Source organism: Mycobacterium sp. 5-140-3-2 (assembly GCF_035666375.1).
GTDB classification, from domain to species: domain Bacteria; phylum Actinomycetota; class Actinomycetes; order Mycobacteriales; family Mycobacteriaceae; genus Mycobacterium; species Mycobacterium intracellulare.
The window spans coordinates 3755881-3773271 of sequence record NZ_CP142025.1 but is presented as its reverse complement, the minus strand read 5'-3'; the positions used below and the strand labels follow the sequence as shown (position 1 = coordinate 3773271).

Below are 17391 nucleotides of genomic sequence, written 5' to 3'. Positions count from 1 at the left end.
GGGAAGGGGGCTTTTGCCCACCTCCCAGCGACAACGTGTTTGCCCTGGTCACACCCGTTAACGACGTTGTCGCTGGGAGGTGGGCACAACGCATGCCCCCCGGATTCTTGTGACTGCTGGGACTCAAGCCCCCGACGGCACCAGTCGCAGGCAGACCGAGTTGATGCAGTACCGCTGGTCGGTCGGCGTCGGATAGCCCTCACCAGCGAACACGTGGCCCAGGTGGCTGTGGCAGTTCGCGCACAGCACCTCGGTGCGCGTCGTCCCCATCGAATGGTCGGGCCGCAGGATCACCGCATCGGATTTCGCCGGGTCGAAGAACGACGGCCAGCCGCAGTGCGACTCGAATTTCTCTGTGCTGCGGAACAATTCGGCACCGCAGGCACGGCACTGGTACACGCCTTCGGTCTTGGTGTCGGTGTATTCACCCGTGAAGGGTCGCTCGGTGCCGGCTTGGCGCAGCACGTGAAACTCTTCCGGGGTGAGCTTCTGGCGCCACTCGTCGTCGGTCAGCTGCAGCTTCGGACGCGATACGTCGGGGGAGGTCATGCATCCACGGTAGCGCGCTGCCGCTCGGTCATCAGCCACGCCGGATCGATCCCGTCATCCAGCCGGTTCTCAGCCTTGGCATCGAGGTACCGGAAGTACAGCACGGTGAACACCACGATCAGCAGCAGCGACCAGCCGTAGGTGATCTTGAGGTACTCCAGCGCCCGGCCCCAGCGCATCCAGTTGAACAGCAGCCAGCGGTCCAGGGTCATGAAGCCGTAGATCCCCAGCCACGCCGGCCAGTTGCGGATCAACGAGTTGGGCAGCACGACCGTCATCAAAAACGGGAACAGCATCATCGAGTAGTAGCCCTGGGCCAGCGACGACACCAGGAACGACCACAGCAGCAGCACACCCGCGGAGTTGGTCAACCAGAACCGCGGGTCCCGGGTGCGGTAGTGGCGGTACAACAGCCACAGGGCCCCAATGGCCAACAGCGTGAACAGGATTCGCAGGAACACGATCAGCCAGGTGGGCAGGCCGAAGTACACGCCGTTGCCCTCGATCGAGCTGTTGAAATAGTCGCGGGTGCCCAAAAAGTAGGGCACCGTGCGGGTCACGAAGTCCATCGGATCACTGACCAACGGCCACGCGGCGGCGTTGACGACGACGGGAATCACGAAGGCCGGCACCAGCGCTCGCCACTGGCGGTTCAGCACCGGCAGCAACAGCAACGGCAACAGCACCGGTTTGAGCGTCAGCGTCAGGCCGATCGCCACGCCGGCCCACCATTGCCGGCCGATCCGGCCGTCGAGCAGCCACCGCAAGAACAGCATCTCGGCGAGCAGCACGCAGCCGTTGATGTTGGTGAACACCAGCGTGTTGGTCACCGTCTCGGTGCAGAACATGGCCAGCAGCAGCGCGGGCGCGGCCACCGAGGACAGCGTGTAGTTGAACATCCGCAGCAGCAGATACCACGCGGCCAGGATGGCCACGGTGTTGATCAGGATGAACAGGTAGCGCGACGGATACTCGGGCAGGTACCCGAACGGTGCCATCAGCAGCGTGCCGCCGGGCGGATACAGGTAGTGCGGGTCGACGTAGTCGAAGTGCTCGTTGTAGATGTCCCAGCCGCGCCGGAAGTTCACCACCGCCCGGTAGACGGGTTTGAAGTCGTCGGTGATGTTGCCGTTGGTGGTGATGACGATGCTGCGGTGCAGCACCGAGAGGATGGCGATCGGCCACAGCGCGGACCGCAAGATGCTCGCCACGCTCGGCGCGCCGGTGCGGGGACGAAAGGCGGTCAGGAGCCGCTCGCGCGAGCCGGTTCGGATCGATTCAGCTGCCGTCACCAGCGCACCGTACACCGGCGCGCCGGCGCCGCTGAAGGCAGCATCAGGCCGGGCAGTAGGTGTCGGTGTTGGGCAATTTGCCGCTGCTGAGGTAGCCGTTCAGCGGCGCAACCGCGCAGCCCGAATAGATGCTGGCGCCGTGCCCGATGCCCTGCCACATCACCCGCTTGCTGGCCGCGTTGGCGTTGATGATGCTGGCCGCGGTCGCCGCGACCCCGTCGGTCCCCACGATCGGGTCGTTCTGCACGCCGAGCAGCAGCACGTCGACCTTCAGGGTCTTCGGGGAGGGCGGCGGGGAACCGGTGGGCCAGTGCACGCACTTGACCATGTTGAGCGCGGCGACGGTACCGAATTGGGGGTAGAGCTTGCCCCAGGCGACGAACAGCTCACGCACCCGGTCCGGGGTCGGGCGATTGACGGCGTCACTGCAGACATTGACGAACTGGCCGTCGGAGTCCTGCACGGTGTTGGCGTGGTTGATCAGGTTGTTCAGCCCGTTGGTGTCACCGGAGCGGGCGGCCGCGAGCGCGTTGGCCAGGTCGGTTGTGGCGTTGACGCGACCGCCGGACGGGAAGCCCAGCGCGACGGTGATGGCGTTGGCGACCTGTGCCACCGACGCGCCGCCGGGGCCCCTGCCGGCGCGGGCGTCGGCCAGCAGGGCGCTGACGGCGCCCTTGGGGTCGGGACCGAGCGCGCAGTTCACCGCGATGCACTGGGCGGCGAAGGCGTCGAGCGCGGCCTGCTGCCCCTTGACCTGTTGCTCGGCGGCGGCTTCGGCGTTGGTGCCCAACGCGACCGGTGAGTCGAGGACGAGGCGGGCGACCTTGTCGGGCCGCGATCCGGCGTAGGCCAGCGCCACCTGGGCGCCGTTGCCGATGCCGATCAGCGCCAGGGCGGGCACGTCCCAGGTGCTGCGCAACCGCTCGATGTCGGAGGCGGCGTGCGCGTCGTCGTAGGCGGAGGCACCAGGCGCGATGGCGTCGGTGCAGTTGGTGGTCGCGGTGTTGGCGACCTCGGACAGGTTGGCCACCGGGTCGTCGCCGGTCTGGAACTGCGACTGGTCGCGCATCTCCTGGCGGTCGAACTTGTCCCGGCAGTCGATGGGGCTCGACATGCCGATGCCGCGACGGTCGACGGCGACGATCGGGTGGGCGGCGAGCACGTCGGCGCCGGCGCGGGACAGCCAGACCGGCAGCTGCGCCGACGACGGCAGATCCGAGCCGGTGGTGAAGACCAGCGGCCCGGCGTCGTGGGGCGTCTTGTTCGTGCGGGCGCGCACCACGCCGATGCTCAGGCTGCCGCCCCCGCCGTTGACCGGGTCCAGGTCGGAGTCGTAGGTGGCGCAGTCGAGCTGCACACCCGCGGCGGCGGGAACCGCCGCGTCGGCGAACACCCGCGAGGTGCAGTCGTGCCACGCCAGGTCGTTCTTGGGCGCGGCGATCGGGGGCGGGCCGGTGGGCGCCGGCTTGGAGGTCGCCGCTCCCTGCGGCCGCGCACCGGAATTCGTGGCGAAGCGCGGGTTGGCGGCCAGGCCCGGGACGCAGCCGGCCAGCAGCGCGGTCACCGCAACGAGGATCGTGGCGCACGTGTACGGCCGACTCATGCCGACCACAGTAGCTAGGCCCTGACGTAGCGGGTGTAAAGGTAGCCGGCGTCGTCGGTCAGGACGTGGGCGCACCGCATCCCGGTGAGCAGCTGGCCCGGGCCGGCCGCGATGCGTCGCGCCTGGCCCCCGACGATGTAGGGCGCGATCGTCAGGCACAGCTCGTCGAGCATGTCGCGGTCGATCAGCGAGCCCAGCAGCATCGGGCCGCCCTCGGTGAGGATGCGGCGCAGCCCGCGCGCGCCCAGGGCCGCCAGCAGGGCGGCCTCGTCGACCTTCTCGGGATCGCCGGCGGAGCAGTCGACGACCTCGCACACGCCGCTGAGCAGCCGTCGCGTCTGGGCGGTCGCCGCGGCGCAGGTGAGCACCAGCGGGGGCACCTCGGTGCGGGTGAACACGGCCATGTCCCGGTTGAGGTGGCCCGATTTGGTCACGATCGCCAGGGGCGGGACCTCGCTTTGTCCGCGGGCCTGCCGGTGCTGACGCTGGGCGGCGCTCAGCTGCGCCCCGGAGTAGCCCTCGATCCGCACGGTGCCCGCGCCGACCACGATGACGTCGGCGAGCTCACGCAGCAGGTTGAAGATGAACCGGTCGCCCGGCCCGCCCATCGCCCCGCTGCTGCCGCCCGAGGTGGCGCCGCCGTCGACGCTGGTGATGAAGTTCGCCCGCACCCAGGTCGCGTCCTGCTCGGGATAGCCGTAGAGCCGGGGGAGTTCGCCGTCCTCGAGGTCGCGCACCGAGCCCAGCAGCGACAGCGGCGTCTCGGGCATGGGTCTGATTGCAGCACGCCGCTACAGTTCCTGCATGCACGGGTCCACCTCCGCGGGCGTTTCGGGCGCCGTCGCGCGCCTGGTGGATCGGCATCCGACCGTCTCGCCGGAGCGCCTGATCGCCCAATTGAGGCCGCCCCCGACGTTCGCCGACGTGAGCTTTGCGACGTACCAGCCCGATCCGGCCGAGCCGACGCAGGCCGCCGCGGTGCTGGCATGCCAGGACTTCTGCCGGCAGGCCACGCAGCGCCGCGCGGGCCGCCGAAAGTTGTTGGGACGACGGCAGGTTCTGCCCGGTGTCGGGCTGTACCTCGACGGCGGGTTCGGGGTGGGCAAGACGCACCTACTGGCGTCGGCCTACTACGAACTGCCCGGTGACGGGCCGGGCGGGTCGAAGGGCGGGACGCCGGATGGGCCGCCCCCCAAGGCTTTCGCGACCTTCGGGGAGCTCACCCAGCTCGCCGGGGTGTTCGGCTTCGCCGAATGCGTCGACCTGCTGGGCGCCTACACGGCGGTCAGCATCGACGAGTTCGAGCTCGACGACCCGGGCAACACCACGCTGATCGCGCGGCTGCTCTCGTCGCTGGTCGAGCGCGGGGTGTCGGTGGCCGCCACCTCCAACACGCTGCCCGAGCAGCTCGGCGAGGGCCGCTTCGCGGCGCAGGATTTCCTGCGCGAGATCAACACGCTGGCAAGCATTTTCACCACCGTGCGCATCGAGGGGCCCGACTATCGGCACCGCGGCCTGCCGCCGGCCCCGCAGCCGCTGTCCGACGAACAGGTGGCGGCGCGCGCGGCGCGCGTCGACGGGGCCACGCTCGACGACTTCGACGCGCTGTGCGCGCACCTGGCCACCATGCACCCGTCGCGGTACCTGACGTTGATCGAGGGCGTGCGCGCGGTGTTTGTGACCGGCGTGCACGGGATCGACGACCAGAACGTCGCGCTGCGGCTGGTTTCGCTTACCGACCGGCTCTACGACGCCGGAATTCCCGTGGTGGCGTCGGGGGCCAAACTGGACACCATCTTCAGCGAGGAGATGCTGGCCGGCGGATACCGAAAGAAGTACTTACGGGCCACATCCCGGCTGCTGGCGTTGACGGCGGCGGCTAGCCCAGCTCGCGAACCATGACATAGTCGTGCTCGAGGCCGGCGCCGAGACGAAACGTCCTGGTGCCGCTGATCCTGAAGCCGCTCTTGGCGTAAAAGCGTTGCGCGCGTTGGTTTGCCTGGTTCACCCCCAGCCACACGCGCCGCGCGCCCCACTCGTCGGCCGTGGCCAGCGCGCGGTCCATCAGGGCCGTCGACACCCCGCCGCCGTGGTACGCGGGCAGCACGTAGATCTTGGACAGCTCGGCGGCGCCGGGCTCGCGAATCAGCATGGCGTAGCCGATGATCCGGCCGTCGTGCGCCGCGGTGAGGACGGCGCGGTGCGGATCGGCGAGGTAGTCCGCGAAGCGCTCGGCCGACAGGTTGGCGGCCACGAAGGCCGCGATGTTCTCCGGGGCCGCCGTGGGCGGGCACGCGAGCGGAAAGGTAAGCGCCGCAACGGCGGCCAGCTCGGCGGCAGCACCGGAATCCGCCGCCGCGACGTGGACGGTTCGGATCAAAGATTCCACTGGGCGAGGTGATAGCCCGTCTTCTTGTCCAGCAGGACGACGGTGGAGACGGGGTCGCGGTAGGCGTCCCAATACACCTCACCGCGCACGATCGCCCCGTTGGGCGCGTTGACGATCACGTTGTCCAGCGCGTCGGGCGCATCGGAGGCCCGCGGCTTGTAGGCGTCGGCGTTCGGGGTCACCCCGTTGAAACTGAAGATGGTCGCCATGATGTACGGATTGGGCACGCGGATCGCGCGAATCGTCACGTCGGCGCGCTCGACGGTGCTGCCGGGGAAGCCCTTGTAGGTGCCCTCGCGCGTGTAGCCGAAGCCGGGCGGCGGGTCGCAGGGCGCCACGCCGCTCACCGTCACGTCCGCGATGAACGTGCCGTTGTCCACGCGCAGCGTGTCCCCGATGTGGCCGATCGGCGCGTCGCCGGCACCCGCGGGCGGCGCCGGAACGACGGCGGTCACGCTCGCCGCGGCAACCAGCGCGGCCGACACCGATACCAGCCAGCGGCGCATCTTCGCCATGTCTTGCCTCCTTGGCACCGTTGCGGGGACCCTCGCATGATCGCACACGCGGTAGCGCCCGAGGCAGGGGTCGGCCGCAGCCGTCAGGCGTCACCGCCGCCGTCCGGGGCAACGGATTTCCCGCCACCGAGCGAGTCCAGCGCCGCGATCAGATCGGCCTCGACCCGGTCCTTGTCGACGCCGCACCGGTGCAGCGGCCCCGGGGTGGAGGAGGCGGCCTCCAGTTCGAGCAACGCAAGCAGCTGGTGTTCGGTGCCGACGTAGTTGTGGCCGAGCCGAAGGGCCTCGCGCACGGTCAATTCGAGGGCCTTGCGCGCCGGCCCGCTGAACGGGATGAGTTCGGGCCGTTGGTCTTCCACGCGCAGCGCGGCGATCGACGCGGCCGCGGCGTCGCGTAGCGCCTCGGTGTCGATCTTTTGCAGGCGCAGCAACACCGTGGCGAGCGCGGCCGCATCGGCGAGCACCCCGATCAGCAGGTGGTCGGGGGTGATCTCGCCGTTGCCGGCCTCGTGCGCGGCGTTCTGGGCCGCCACCACCGCGCCGCGCGCCCGCGGGGTGAACCGCGCGAAGCCTTGCTCCGGCCCCAGGGTGGTGGCCTCGGCGCGGGGGACGAATCGTTTCTGGGCGGCTTGTTTGGTGACGCCCATGCTCTTGCCGATGTCGGTCCAGGACGCTCCGGAGCGGCGGGCCTGGTCCACGAAGTGGCCGATCAGGTGGTCGGCGATCTCGCCCAGGTGCTCGGCGGCCAGCACGGCGTCGGTCAGCTGGTCCAGCACGTCGGGGTGGGTCGTCTTGATCGCGGTGATCAACTCGTCGAGGCGGATCGGATACGCGATGCGGATGGGCTCGGACATGTCGTCAACGCTAGGTTGACGGATGCCGAGTGTCAACCGCGAGTTGACGATGCCTGTCGCTAGCGGGTGCGGGTGGGCGACATCTCTGGGAGAATCACTGAGCCATGAAGCTCATGCTCGCCCTGTCCGGCCTGGCCGTCACGATCGGCCTCGCGGTGCCGGCGCACGCCGACCCGGTTGACGGCGTCGACGGCACCGACGAAGCGTTCATCGCGTCACTGCGCGCGGCCGGCATCACCTTCGCCGATTCCGACAAGGCGGTGGGCGCGGGCAAATGGGTGTGCGACACGGTCGGCCAGGGCACGCAGATGCCCGACGTGGTCAAGACGCTGCTGTCCAAGAACTCCGCGCTGAGCGAGGGCAAGGCCAACCAGTTCGCGGCCATCGCCGCGAGCACGTACTGCCCGGGCGCGATCACCTCCACCACGAACACCCCGTAACGGCGCCGAGGTGCCGATTGCCGCGGGGTTTGAAACAATCATGGCGTTATGCGATTTCTCCTCGGGCTCTGTAGTGCCGCCGCCGCGCTCGGCCTGGCCGTCCCGGCCCACGCGGACGTCGACAACGATCAGGATTTCCTCAAGGACCTGCGCGACGCCGGCATCACCTACCAGGACGCCGGCAACGCGATCACCATCGGCAAGTCGGTGTGTGAGCTGCTCGACGACGGCCAGTCGGACGCGAAGATCGTGACGGACCTGCGCAACCAGAACCCGGCATTCCAGGGCGCCAGCGCGGCCAAGTTCACGTTCCTCTCGGCCGCCCACTACTGCCCGAAGTACATCACCGGCGAGGACCGCGGGCCCAAGCCCGATGGCGACGCCGGCAACTGAGCCGACCGGTCAGGCCGCCCGCGCCGTCCACGTGAAGCTCTGCATCTCCGGGATCCGCGGCGCCAGGGCCGCGGCGACGCTGCGACCGATCTGATCGGACGCGGCCAGCGACGTGTCCGCGTTCAGGAACCCTTCCACTTCCACGCGCAGGGTCCGGCCGGTCCATCGGGCCCGGGCGTGCGCGTGCGTCACGCCGGGCACCGAGGCGGCGACGGCCTCGGCGGTGGTGATGATGTCGGGGTCGACGCCGTCGAGCAGGCGATGCGCGATGTCGGCGGTGACCTCCCAGCCGACGTGGCAGATGAATCCGGTGACGACGATTCCGGCGACCGCGTCGGCCCAGCCCCAGCCGAGTGCCACGCCGATCAGCCCCAGCACCGCCCCGGCCGACGATAATGCGTCGAGCCAGGAGTGCTTGGCGTCGGCCACCATGGTGGCCGACCGAATTCGCTTGCCTACCACCAGTTTGTAGCGGGCCACCAGCTGGTTGCCCGCGACGCCCACGACGGCCGCGGCGATGCCCCAGCCCACGTAGCCGGTGCCGCCGTGACGGAGCAACTTGGTGACGCTCTCGAAACCGGCGACCACGGCGCTGCCCCAGATCACCAGGGCCACCCCGATGCCGGCGAGGTCCTCGGCGCGTTCGTAGCCATAGGGGTACCGCTCGGTGGGGACCTTGCGCGAGGCGCGGAAGCCGACGAACACCAGGGCGCTGGTGGAGACGTCGGACAGGTTGTGCAGCGCATCGCCGAGCAGCGCCACCGAACCGGACAACAGCGCGATGACCAGTTCCACCAGGCCGGTCAGCGCCAGCCCGGCCGCGCTGACGGCGACCGCACGGTTGGCCTGCCGGCGCTCGCCGGCGTCGTCGGCCGCGGTGTCGAGGGGAAAGCCTGCCGCCGGGTCACGGACCCCGTTGATCGCATGCATACCGTCAGCATGCCCGATGCGGCGGCGGCCCCCAAGGGTTTACGGCAGACGACGGCCGCGCCCTACTTGTCCTGCTCCGGCTTGGACGGTTGATCACGCCACGGGCGGACGGTCTTCGGCAGGAGCATGAACGCCACGGGCACGCGCACCAGCGCGTCGCGGGCGGAGACCTCGAGGAACACGATCTCCATCTCGAGGCTGTTCAGGGGCCGCGTTTCCATCATGAAGCGTGTCCGCAAGTAGCGGGGGGTCCGCAGCCACTCGACCAAACTCATGAAGGCGACTGTACGCCACTAGCGGAAATACCTGATGGACACCGTGTTTCGGAACTCTGTCCGTCAGCTCATGCCGATGCGAATGTTCTTCACCTGCAGAAAGTCATACAGGCCCTCCACGCCGCCGGTGCGGCCGAACCCGCTCTGTTTGTATCCGCCGTAGGGGCCTTGGGGCGCGATGTCGCTGTGCCTGTTCACCCACACCGAACCCGCTTCCAGCCGGCGCGCCACCCGATGCGCCCGCTCCAGGTCGGAGGTGGCCACGAATGCGTTGAGGCCGTAGCGCGAATCGTTGGCGATCCTGACCGCCTCGTCCTCGTCGCCGAACGGCATGACGGAAGCCACCGGCCCGAATGTCTCGGTTTGCGCCAGCGCCGAGCGGTTGTCGACGTTCGCGAAGATCGTCGGCTCGATGAAATAGCCGGACGTGAGTTCACCTCCCAGCCGGCGCCCGCCGGTGATCAGGTCACCGGCCTTCTCGCTGACCGCCTGGTCGATGACACCGAGGACGCGCTCGGCTGCGGCCTCGCTGACGACGGGCCCGAGCATGACGTCGGGCTGCAGCGGATCCCCGACCTTCGCGGCCCGCACGGTCGCCACGAGCTTCTCCACGAACGCCGTGTACACCGACGCATGGACGAGGATCCGCGAGGCGCAGGCGCAACTTTGGCCGGCCTGGGTGATGGGCCCCTGGTGGGCCGCGATGACGGCGGCCATGTCGAGGTCGGCGTCGGCGAACACGAGATACGCCGACTTGCCGCCCAATTCGGCCGTCACGGGTGTGAGGTTGTGCGATGCGGCCTGCAGCACCTTCTGCGCGGTCGCCTGTCCGCCGGTGAAGTGGATCTTGCGGACCCCCGGGTGACGCACCAGCGCGTCGCCGCCCTTCGGGCCGGCCGGCAGCACGTTCACCAACCCCGGCGGCAGGCCCGCTTCCAGGCAGAGTTCGCCAAAGCGCAAGGGCGCCAACGACGCAACCTCCGAGGGTTTGAGGATGACGGCGTTTCCCGCCGCCAGCGCGGGGGCCACGGCCGCGCCGACCACGACCAGCGGCCCGTTCCACGGGGCCAGGACGCCGACGACGCCGTACGGTTCGCGCTCGACGATGTTGACGTCGAACGCGCCGGCGACGGGAGTGCTTGCGCCGTGCGACTTGTCGACGTAGCCGGCGTAGTAGCGCAGGAACCGCTCCGTCAGTACGGAGTTGCCGGCGACCGCGATCGGGACGCCGTAGTCGTGCACGTTGAGCTCGCTCAGCTCGGCGAAGTGGTCGCGCACCACGTCGGCCAGCGCGAACAACAGGTCGCGGCGGCGATCGACGGGGTAGGACATCCATTCCCGGTGCGCGTCCCACGCGCTGTCGACGGCCCGATCGACCTCGCTTCGGCCGGCCAGGGGTATGGACGCGTTGGGCAGGCCGGTGCCCGGGTAGACGTGGCGGTAGGTTCCGCCGGATGCCGCGGTAATGCGTTCTCCGCCAATGAGTAACGCACCCGAGAGCGTCGGTGACGACGCGGTTGCCGTCATGGCAGTGTCCTCCGTTGTCGTGTCAGCCGACGGTCGCGGGATCGGCCCGGTTTTCGGCCGTCACCCGCTGCTTCTGCTCCGCGGTCACCTGGTTGAGGTAGTCGGCCTTGGCGCAGCCGTAGTACGCCGCGAACTGCAGCGCCAATTCGTCCATCTCCTCGAACGAGACGTCGCCGCTCTTCAGCGCCGCGTACACGTGGGAGATGATCGGGATTTCGGCGTCCTGGAAGGCGACGCAGGCCACCGTGATGAGGCGGCGTTCCTTCATGCCCAAGCCGGGCCGCAGCCACATCTCGCCGAAGACGAAGTTCAGAATGCCCGCGCCCGAGTAGGGGTTGTCGCGCATCGGCGCGAACGGCAGGCAGTTGATCTCCTTGAACGATGATTCGCCGCCCTGCAGCCGCTGCTCGGGGTCGCTGGCGGTGACCAGCGGCAGCAACGGTTCCGGGGGAGGGGGTGCCTCGCCGCGTTCCTCGGCGATCCTGGCCCACTCCTGGTCCACGGCGATGTTGAACCGCGAGGCCTTCGGCCAGCCGGCGTAGACGGCGAAATGCAGGACCGTTTCCCGCATTTCGGTGATGGTGAGGTCACCGCTGTTCAACGCCGCATAGACGTGCTGCTCGAGCGGGGCCAGCGCGTCGGCGGCCGCGACGCAGGCCAGCGTCACGAACCGTCGATCGCGGCGGCTGAGCCCGGGCCGCGACCACACCTCGCCGAAGACGAAGTCGATCAGCCCTGCGGTGAAGGGTCCCCGATCGCCGGGCGGGTCGACCGTCATCACCTCGGCGAAGGTGCGCGCCCCCCGTTCATGTCGCGCACCGTCGTCCGTCAAAGCACTATCTGATGGTGACACCGGCGTCCACTTTCAGTTCAAGCCCCGTGACATAACGGGATTCATCGGAGAGGAGGTAGAGCACCGCGTTGCTCACATCGGCCGCCTCGATCAGCGGCACGGGCAGCGCGTTGAGGAAGATGGGCACCAGGTCGGGCCGCTGCTCGGCGATCAACGTGTGCATCGTCGGGGGCGCCATGCCGGTCGCCACGCCGGTGGGGTGCACGGTGTTGACCCGAATGTTCTGTGCGGCAAGCTCGTTGGCCAGCGCGAGCGTCATCCCCACGATGCCGTGCTTGGACGCCGTGTAGGGCACATGCAGCGGGGTCCCCTTGATGCCGGCCGAGGAACTGATGTTGACCAGGCTCCCGCCGCCGCGCGCGACGAGGTGGGGCAGCGCGGCCGCGCAGGTGTTCCAGGCCCCGATGAGGTTGACATCGACGACCAGCCGCCACTGCTCGGCGGTGGTGGTGTCCCAGGTGCCGACGGTGAGCACGCCGGCGTTGGCGACCGCGCCGTCGAGCCCGCCGAGTTCGCCGGCGGCCGCGTCGACCGCCGCTTTCATGGCGGCCTCGTCGCGCACGTCGACGACCGCGGTGATCGCCCGGCGGCCGTGTTTCCCGACCAGGTTCGCGGTCTCGTTCAGGTCGTCCTCGGTGGCCAGCGGGTATTCCAAACCCGCTGGGGTGGAACAGATGTCGACGAGGACGCAGTCGGCACCCTCCTCGGCCAGCCGCACCGCGTGCGAGCGTCCCATGCCGCGTGCGGCCCCGGTGATCAGGATCCGTTTGCCGGCGACCCGGCCCGTTGCGTCGTTCGTTGTCACGGGCTATCAGACCTTGTTGCAGAAGCCGGCATCGACGGGGAAGGTCACGCCGGTCACGTACTTCGCCTCGTCGGAGACCAGGTAGGCGATCGCGGCGCTGACGTCTTCGGGTTCCAGCATGCCGACGGGCATCGGGTTTTGCAGATGGGGGCCGGCGCCGGGATTCTTCTCCAGGAAGTCGGTCATGTCATCATTGGTCGCCATCATGGTGTTGACCGCGGTCGGGTGCACGGTGTTCACCCGAATGTTCAGCGGCGCAAGCGCATTGGCGAGCGTACGCATCAGGCCGACGATGCCGTGTTTGGACGCCGCGTAGCCCAGGCCGCCGCCTTGCAGGCCGCCGAAACCTTTGATGCCCGCCGTCGAGCTGGTGAAGATGATCACCCCGCCGCGATTGCCGGACAGCAGGTGCGGAACGGCCGCCCACGCCGTGTGGTAGGCGCCGTCGAGGTTGACGCCGGTGACCGCGCGCCACTGCGCCAGTTCCTCCTCAATGCTCAACTCGCGGAACGCCAATGGCGCGATCCCGGCGTTGGCCAACACGATGTCGAGGCGGCCGAAGTGCTCGACGCCGCTATCCATCGCGGTCTTGACCTGCTCGAAGTCGCGCACATCGGCGACGGTGCCCAGCATCTTTCCGCCGGCCTCTTCGACGAGGGCGACGGTCTCGTCCAGTTCCTGCCGGGAGGCCATCGGATATCCGTTGGCGGGGATGTCGGCGCAGATGTCGATCCCGATGATGTTGGCGCCCTCACGGGCGAGCCGCACCGCGTGGCTGCGGCCCTGGCCGCGCGCCACCCCGGTGATGAAGGCGACTTTGCCATCTAACGAACCCACGGCGCGTTTCCTCTTTTCTTGGTCATCGGCCCAGATCAGGCCGGAGTAACGCCGTTACTCACGTGCGCACAGTAACATGGTTACTGTGAAGACGACAGGGTCCCGAGTACAGACCGTGGACAGCGCGTCCGGGCCCCGGGTCGATCCGATCCTGGACATCGTGGTCGAAATGCTCGACACCGAGGGCTACGAGGCCGTGCAGCTGCGCGAGGTGGCGCGACGGGCCCGCGTTTCGTTGGCGACCATCTACAAGCGGTATCCGACGCGCGACGAGCTCATCGTCGCCGCGCTGGAAGGCTGGATGGACGCCAACCGCTACGCGCGATTGCCGTCGCTGATCGAGGACCTACCCGGCGATTCGATCTATGTGGACCTGATGCACGTGATGAGGACCATCTTCGAGCCGTGGGAAAGCCACCCGTTGATGCTGCGCTCCTACTTCCAGGCGCGATCGGGGCCCGGGGGAAAACGCCTCATCCAGCGCGGTGTCGATGCCGTCGTCCCTGTCGCCAAAGCCATTCTGGCCCAAGCCGATCCGGGGTTCGCCAAAGACCTCGAGCTCATCCTGCCCGGCGTCGTGTACGGGTTTCTCACGCGATTCGCTCAGGGCGAGATCGACGTCACCGAGATCGTGCCCGGCATCGAGCGCACGGTGTTCTGGCTGACCGCGGCGCAGGGCTGAGCGGGATTCTGCGCTCTCACAGGATCGGGGGTGGTATCAGCCACCCCATCGACGGATCGACGTCGTCTTTGTATTCCGGGCAGTAGCTGGCCACCGAAAGGCCGATGAAGTATCCGGATTGCTTCGCCGACATCGGCGTTTGCTTGGTCAGTTTGATCGCCAGCATCGATACGTTCGGGTTCGTTTCGATGCTGCTGCACACCGCATGGGCCGTCGCGATCGCATCGTCGTCGTCGAACATCGTGATCCCGCCCCTGTCGAGGCCGGCGAGAAACGCATCGTCGGCGTCGTCATCGGCCGCCGCCGGTGCCGCGCCGGCCAGCGCGCCCGTGGCCAGCGCAATCGCGCAGGCGGCCGACCACGTGGCAAAACCGGCCTTCGGATGAGCCATGGCCTCCCCTCTATGCGCGGGCCAATCGGCGGCAAGTCAAGGACGACTTAAGTGAACGATAGCCGAAATCGCGGTGTCCATCTCGGCATCGCGCGAGGCGTCGTCCCGGATTTCACGACGAGCAGTGGGAGGCCTTGATTCGTCCGTTGGGGGCGCCCAGCTTGGCCAGGGCGTCCGCATCGGATGCCGTTGTGTCCGGGCCGGATCCGCCCTGGAACCGGCCGGAACGGTCGAACGCCACCGATGCGCAGCCGTTGCGCGTGCCGGCCACGACTTCGCACACGTCGCCGGCCTCGGCGGTGCAGTGGGCGAGCGCGATCTGGTTTGCCTGGTCCTGGCTGCCCCCGGTGCCCCACCCGGCGGCACGTCCGCTCCCGACGGACACCGCCAGGGCGACGAAGTCGTCGTCGGCCGCGGCCGCCGGCGCCGAGATGAGCGCGCAACCGAACGCGACGACGACGGCAATGATTGACCGCACCGGCCGACTCCTTCGCAACGCTCAGGACAGGAATCTAGCGCCGCGGTCGGCGTGCGCGCGGGAAAACGGGCCGCGGTGTCTCGCGGCTACGCGGTGTCCTCCGGGTCTTCGGCCAAGTAGGTGACCTCATACCAGCGCTTCCGGGATTCGGCGTCGAACGGCTCGCTCGCGGTCGCGCGCTCCAGTCGCACGTCCGTCAGATGCGGATTGTCAACGCGGATATAGTCTTCGAGCTCGGCGTGCAGCGCCTCGCCATCCAGGCTGACATCCGCGAGCGCCCTGCCGTCGTACCTCGTCCAACTCACGGGTGACATCTTGCTCCGGTCGCGGCCCGGACTTTCGTTGGCCCTTCGCGAGCCGACCCGTTTCTCCTATACTCGACGTACCTTTGGAGGTGCGATGGCTACAAGCTGGGACACGCTGGATCGCTACGTCGTCATTTCGACGGATACCCACGCCGGGGCGGATCTTTACGACTACAAACCGTATCTGCCGGCCAGTCTGCACGAGGAGTTCGATGCGTGGGCCAAGGCCTACGCCAGCCCGTTCGACGATCTGATCGTCGCCACAGCCAACCGGAACTGGGACCACGAGCTTCGGATCGCCGAGATGGACGCCGACGGGGTGGCCGCCGAGGTCCTGCTGCCCAACACCGTTCCGCCGTTCTTCCCGACGACCCCCAACATCACCATCAGCTTGCCGCGCACGCGTGAGGAGTTCGAGCAACGTTGGGCTGGCGTGCAGGCCCACAACCGGTGGCAGGTCGACTTCTGTTCGCTGGCGCCCGCCCGGCGGCGCGGGCTGATCCAGATCTTTCCCAACGATGTCGAGTTGGCGCTGGAGGAGATCCGCTGGGGCGCGGAGCAGGATTGCTTTGGCGGCGTGCTCATTCCGCCGGTGTCGCCCGGCGATTCGCAGGTGGCCCCGCTGTTTCACACCCGCTACGAACCACTTTGGGCGCTGTGCGCGGAATTGGACCTCACGGTGGTGCAGCACGCGGGCGCCGGCAGCCCCGAGATGCCGATGGACCAGCCGGCCTCCAACGCGGTGTTGATCACCGAAATGGCGTTGTGGGCCCAGCGGACCCTGGGTCACCTGATCCTGGCCGGGGTGTTCGAGCGCTACCCGACGCTGCGCTTCGTGCCGACCGAGCAGGGCACGCTCTGGGTGCCCGGGCAGCTCGCCGTCCTCGACGCCATGGTGCCGACCATGAAGTCGGACGCGGGCAACCGCACCTATGGAATGTTCGGCGGATCGTCGGTCGACGAGCTGTCCCTGACTCCGAGCGAATACGTCCAGCGGAACTGCTATTTGGCCACCGAGCTGATGCCGTACGACTCCTCGATGATCGACTTCATGGGGCCCGATCACATCATGTGGGGCAGCGACTATCCCCACGAGGAGGGCTTTGCGCCCCACTCCACGTTGGCCATTCGTTGGGCCCTGCACGACAGGCCGGAGGACGTCTGCCGAAAGATCTTGGGCGGCAACGCCGGTCGCCTGTACCGATTCGATCTAGAAGCGCTGGCGCCGATCGCCGGCAAGATCGGGCCCACCGTCGCCGAGGTGCGGACTCCCCTCGAGGACACGGGATATCGCGCCCCGGCCGCCTTCGGCTACCGACCATTCGAAGGGGGCCTGGCCCTCAAGCGGCTGGCTCCGCAGCGGCACTAACCGGATTCGTCGCTCAGGGCGGCGCTCAGCCGGCGGGTCGCCGAAGCGAGTTGCGCCCCAAGGCCGGTGACCGCCGCGCCGCTCATCGGCTCGGCGCTGGGGACCAGGCTGAGCATCAGGGCGATGCGCGACCCGGGGCCCAGGATCGGGGAGTCGATGTGGCTCACCTCGTAGGTGCGGTCCGCGTCGAGGTCGATCGGGAACCACTCCTCCTGGTGGATCAGCTCGTCGGTCAATTCCTGCGCCAGCCGGCTCAGTCGGGTGGACCGCACCTCGGCACTGCGCACGATCAGGGCCAGTTCCTGCAGGCGCAGATCGGGCAAAAGATGCAGGCCGACCGCGTACCCACGCCGCCGGGCATTGGTGATGGCCTCGCGGTAGCGATCGCGCACGTCGTCCGGCAGCGCGGCCAGCCAGCGCTCCCGGACCTCGGGACCGGCCCAGGCAACGGTCGACGCCCCGTACGGCGGACGGTGCGGGAACTGGGTGCCGATCGGCATCGGGTGACCGCCGCCGCGACGGCTCCGGACCTGATCGACGACGGTGGAGTAGTCCTCGCTCACCGAGAAGGCCACGCAGTGCGCGCCCGTCGCGGCCGACAGCTCGGCCATCGCGGAGCGGGCCAACACCAGCGCCGGGTAGCGGCCCGCGGCCTCGCGGCCGAGCCGGACCAGAGCGGGACCGAGGTGGTAGGTCTTGCGCACCGGGTCGCGCAGCAGCCAGCCGGCCCGCAGTAGCTCGGACAACATCGAGTGGCAGCTGGCCTTGTGCACGCTCAAGTGGCGCGACACCTCGGCCAATGTCATCCCGCGGCTCCCGTCGCCCGCCAGCTGCTCGAACAGGTTCACCACCCGTTCGGTCTGCGGGGAGGGGCGCGGGGCCATGGCCCCAATGGTCGCATAAT

The 17391-nt window shown here is 68.7% G+C and carries 22 protein-coding genes; 5 read left to right on the top strand and 17 right to left on the bottom strand.

The genetic code is table 11. From position 1 onward, the window contains the following. Window positions 1–123: 123 nt before the first annotated feature. The 4 genes from msrB to P6281_RS17325 are packed head-to-tail and all read right to left on the bottom strand — an operon-like array spanning window position 124 to window position 4214. On the bottom strand, window positions 124–549 hold the full coding sequence (gene msrB, locus P6281_RS17340) for a peptide-methionine (R)-S-oxide reductase MsrB (RefSeq protein ID WP_008258507.1): 426 nt from the start codon (window positions 547–549) through the stop codon (window positions 124–126). Further along, window positions 546–1856 (bottom strand): arabinofuranan 3-O-arabinosyltransferase, encoded by a 1311-nt coding sequence (aftC, locus tag P6281_RS17335; protein WP_008258505.1) that lies wholly within the window; start codon window positions 1854–1856, stop codon window positions 546–548. The genes msrB and aftC overlap by 4 nt, the downstream gene beginning before the upstream one ends. A 28-nt stretch (window positions 1857–1884) precedes the next feature. Beyond that, window positions 1885–3444, bottom strand: a complete 1560-nt coding sequence (locus P6281_RS17330) for an alpha/beta hydrolase (RefSeq protein WP_008258500.1) — start codon at window positions 3442–3444, stop codon at window positions 1885–1887. Window positions 3445–3458: 14 nt separating this feature from the next. Continuing rightward, window positions 3459–4214 (bottom strand): pyrimidine reductase family protein, encoded by a 756-nt coding sequence (locus P6281_RS17325; protein ID WP_008258498.1) that lies wholly within the window; start codon window positions 4212–4214, stop codon window positions 3459–3461. On the opposite strand from P6281_RS17325, the gene zapE reads away from it, so the two are divergent. Continuing rightward, entirely contained in the window at window positions 4213–5346 is a 1134-nt protein-coding gene (zapE, locus tag P6281_RS17320; RefSeq protein WP_324738456.1) for a cell division protein ZapE, read from the top strand. The two genes, P6281_RS17325 and zapE, sit on opposite strands and share 2 nt — an antisense overlap. Here the strand turns inward: zapE and P6281_RS17315 are convergent. The 3 genes from P6281_RS17315 to P6281_RS17305 all read right to left on the bottom strand — a co-directional run bounded on the left by P6281_RS17315 (window position 5324) and on the right by P6281_RS17305 (window position 7202). Next, on the bottom strand, window positions 5324–5833 hold the full coding sequence (locus tag P6281_RS17315) for a GNAT family N-acetyltransferase (protein WP_201358603.1): 510 nt from the start codon (window positions 5831–5833) through the stop codon (window positions 5324–5326). The genes zapE and P6281_RS17315 overlap by 23 nt on opposite strands. After that, window positions 5821–6339 (bottom strand): DUF1942 domain-containing protein, encoded by a 519-nt coding sequence (locus P6281_RS17310; RefSeq protein ID WP_026071301.1) that lies wholly within the window; start codon window positions 6337–6339, stop codon window positions 5821–5823. The genes P6281_RS17315 and P6281_RS17310 overlap by 13 nt, the downstream gene beginning before the upstream one ends. 92 nt (window positions 6340–6431) lie before the next feature. Continuing rightward, window positions 6432–7202: a Clp protease N-terminal domain-containing protein gene (locus P6281_RS17305; protein WP_201358602.1), complete on the bottom strand. Its 771-nt coding sequence runs from the start codon at window positions 7200–7202 to the stop codon at window positions 6432–6434. A gap of 104 nt (window positions 7203–7306) precedes the next feature. On the opposite strand from P6281_RS17305, the gene P6281_RS17300 reads away from it, so the two are divergent. Together P6281_RS17300 and P6281_RS17295 are read left to right on the top strand one after the other, a co-directional pair. Then, window positions 7307–7642: a DUF732 domain-containing protein gene (locus P6281_RS17300; protein ID WP_009952067.1), complete on the top strand. Its 336-nt coding sequence runs from the start codon at window positions 7307–7309 to the stop codon at window positions 7640–7642. A 48-nt stretch (window positions 7643–7690) separates the two neighbouring features. Beyond that, window positions 7691–8035, top strand: a complete 345-nt coding sequence (locus tag P6281_RS17295; RefSeq protein ID WP_324738455.1) for a DUF732 domain-containing protein — start codon at window positions 7691–7693, stop codon at window positions 8033–8035. A gap of 9 nt (window positions 8036–8044) precedes the next feature. On the opposite strand, the gene P6281_RS17290 is transcribed toward P6281_RS17295, so the two are convergent. The 6 genes from P6281_RS17290 to P6281_RS17265 all read right to left on the bottom strand — a co-directional run bounded on the left by P6281_RS17290 (window position 8045) and on the right by P6281_RS17265 (window position 13262). Beyond that, entirely contained in the window at window positions 8045–8965 is a 921-nt protein-coding gene (locus P6281_RS17290; protein WP_009952063.1) for a cation diffusion facilitator family transporter, read from the bottom strand. A gap of 62 nt (window positions 8966–9027) precedes the next feature. Continuing rightward, window positions 9028–9240, bottom strand: coding sequence for a hypothetical protein (locus P6281_RS17285; protein ID WP_009952062.1), 213 nt, complete (start codon window positions 9238–9240; stop codon window positions 9028–9030). A 63-nt stretch (window positions 9241–9303) separates the two neighbouring features. Then, a complete protein-coding gene (locus tag P6281_RS17280; protein WP_324738454.1) occupies window positions 9304–10767 on the bottom strand; it encodes an aldehyde dehydrogenase family protein in 1464 nt (487 codons plus the stop codon). Between the two features lie 22 nt (window positions 10768–10789). Then, the gene (locus P6281_RS17275; RefSeq protein ID WP_442757126.1) at window positions 10790–11545 is read right to left on the bottom strand and encodes a carboxymuconolactone decarboxylase family protein; all 756 of its coding nucleotides are present in this window, start codon (window positions 11543–11545) and stop codon (window positions 10790–10792) included. Window positions 11546–11603: 58 nt separating this feature from the next. Beyond that, window positions 11604–12425 (bottom strand): mycofactocin-coupled SDR family oxidoreductase, encoded by an 822-nt coding sequence (locus tag P6281_RS17270; RefSeq protein WP_324738452.1) that lies wholly within the window; start codon window positions 12423–12425, stop codon window positions 11604–11606. Window positions 12426–12431: 6 nt separating this feature from the next. Continuing rightward, window positions 12432–13262: a mycofactocin-coupled SDR family oxidoreductase gene (locus P6281_RS17265; RefSeq protein WP_008258475.1), complete on the bottom strand. Its 831-nt coding sequence runs from the start codon at window positions 13260–13262 to the stop codon at window positions 12432–12434. 115 nt (window positions 13263–13377) lie between these two features. On the opposite strand from P6281_RS17265, the gene P6281_RS17260 reads away from it, so the two are divergent. Next, window positions 13378–13944, top strand: coding sequence for a TetR/AcrR family transcriptional regulator (locus tag P6281_RS17260; protein WP_014385361.1), 567 nt, complete (start codon window positions 13378–13380; stop codon window positions 13942–13944). A 16-nt stretch (window positions 13945–13960) separates the two neighbouring features. Here the strand turns inward: P6281_RS17260 and P6281_RS17255 are convergent, their stop codons facing one another. From P6281_RS17255 to P6281_RS17245, 3 genes are all read right to left on the bottom strand, one after another. After that, window positions 13961–14335 carry a DUF732 domain-containing protein gene (locus tag P6281_RS17255; protein ID WP_038536832.1) on the bottom strand — a complete coding sequence of 125 codons (375 nt, stop codon included), beginning with the start codon at window positions 14333–14335 and terminating at the stop codon, window positions 13961–13963. A gap of 112 nt (window positions 14336–14447) precedes the next feature. Then, window positions 14448–14813: a DUF4189 domain-containing protein gene (locus P6281_RS17250; RefSeq protein WP_014942546.1), complete on the bottom strand. Its 366-nt coding sequence runs from the start codon at window positions 14811–14813 to the stop codon at window positions 14448–14450. An 86-nt stretch (window positions 14814–14899) separates the two neighbouring features. Further along, window positions 14900–15118, bottom strand: a complete 219-nt coding sequence (locus P6281_RS17245; RefSeq protein ID WP_009952053.1) for a hypothetical protein — start codon at window positions 15116–15118, stop codon at window positions 14900–14902. Window positions 15119–15212: 94 nt separating this feature from the next. On the opposite strand from P6281_RS17245, the gene P6281_RS17240 reads away from it, so the two are divergent. Further along, the gene (locus tag P6281_RS17240) at window positions 15213–16487 is read left to right on the top strand and encodes an amidohydrolase family protein (protein ID WP_014942545.1); all 1275 of its coding nucleotides are present in this window, start codon (window positions 15213–15215) and stop codon (window positions 16485–16487) included. Here the strand turns inward: P6281_RS17240 and P6281_RS17235 are convergent. Further along, window positions 16484–17371, bottom strand: a complete 888-nt coding sequence (locus P6281_RS17235; RefSeq protein WP_008258464.1) for an IclR family transcriptional regulator — start codon at window positions 17369–17371, stop codon at window positions 16484–16486. The two genes, P6281_RS17240 and P6281_RS17235, sit on opposite strands and share 4 nt — an antisense overlap. Between the last annotated feature and the right edge of the window lie 20 nt (window positions 17372–17391).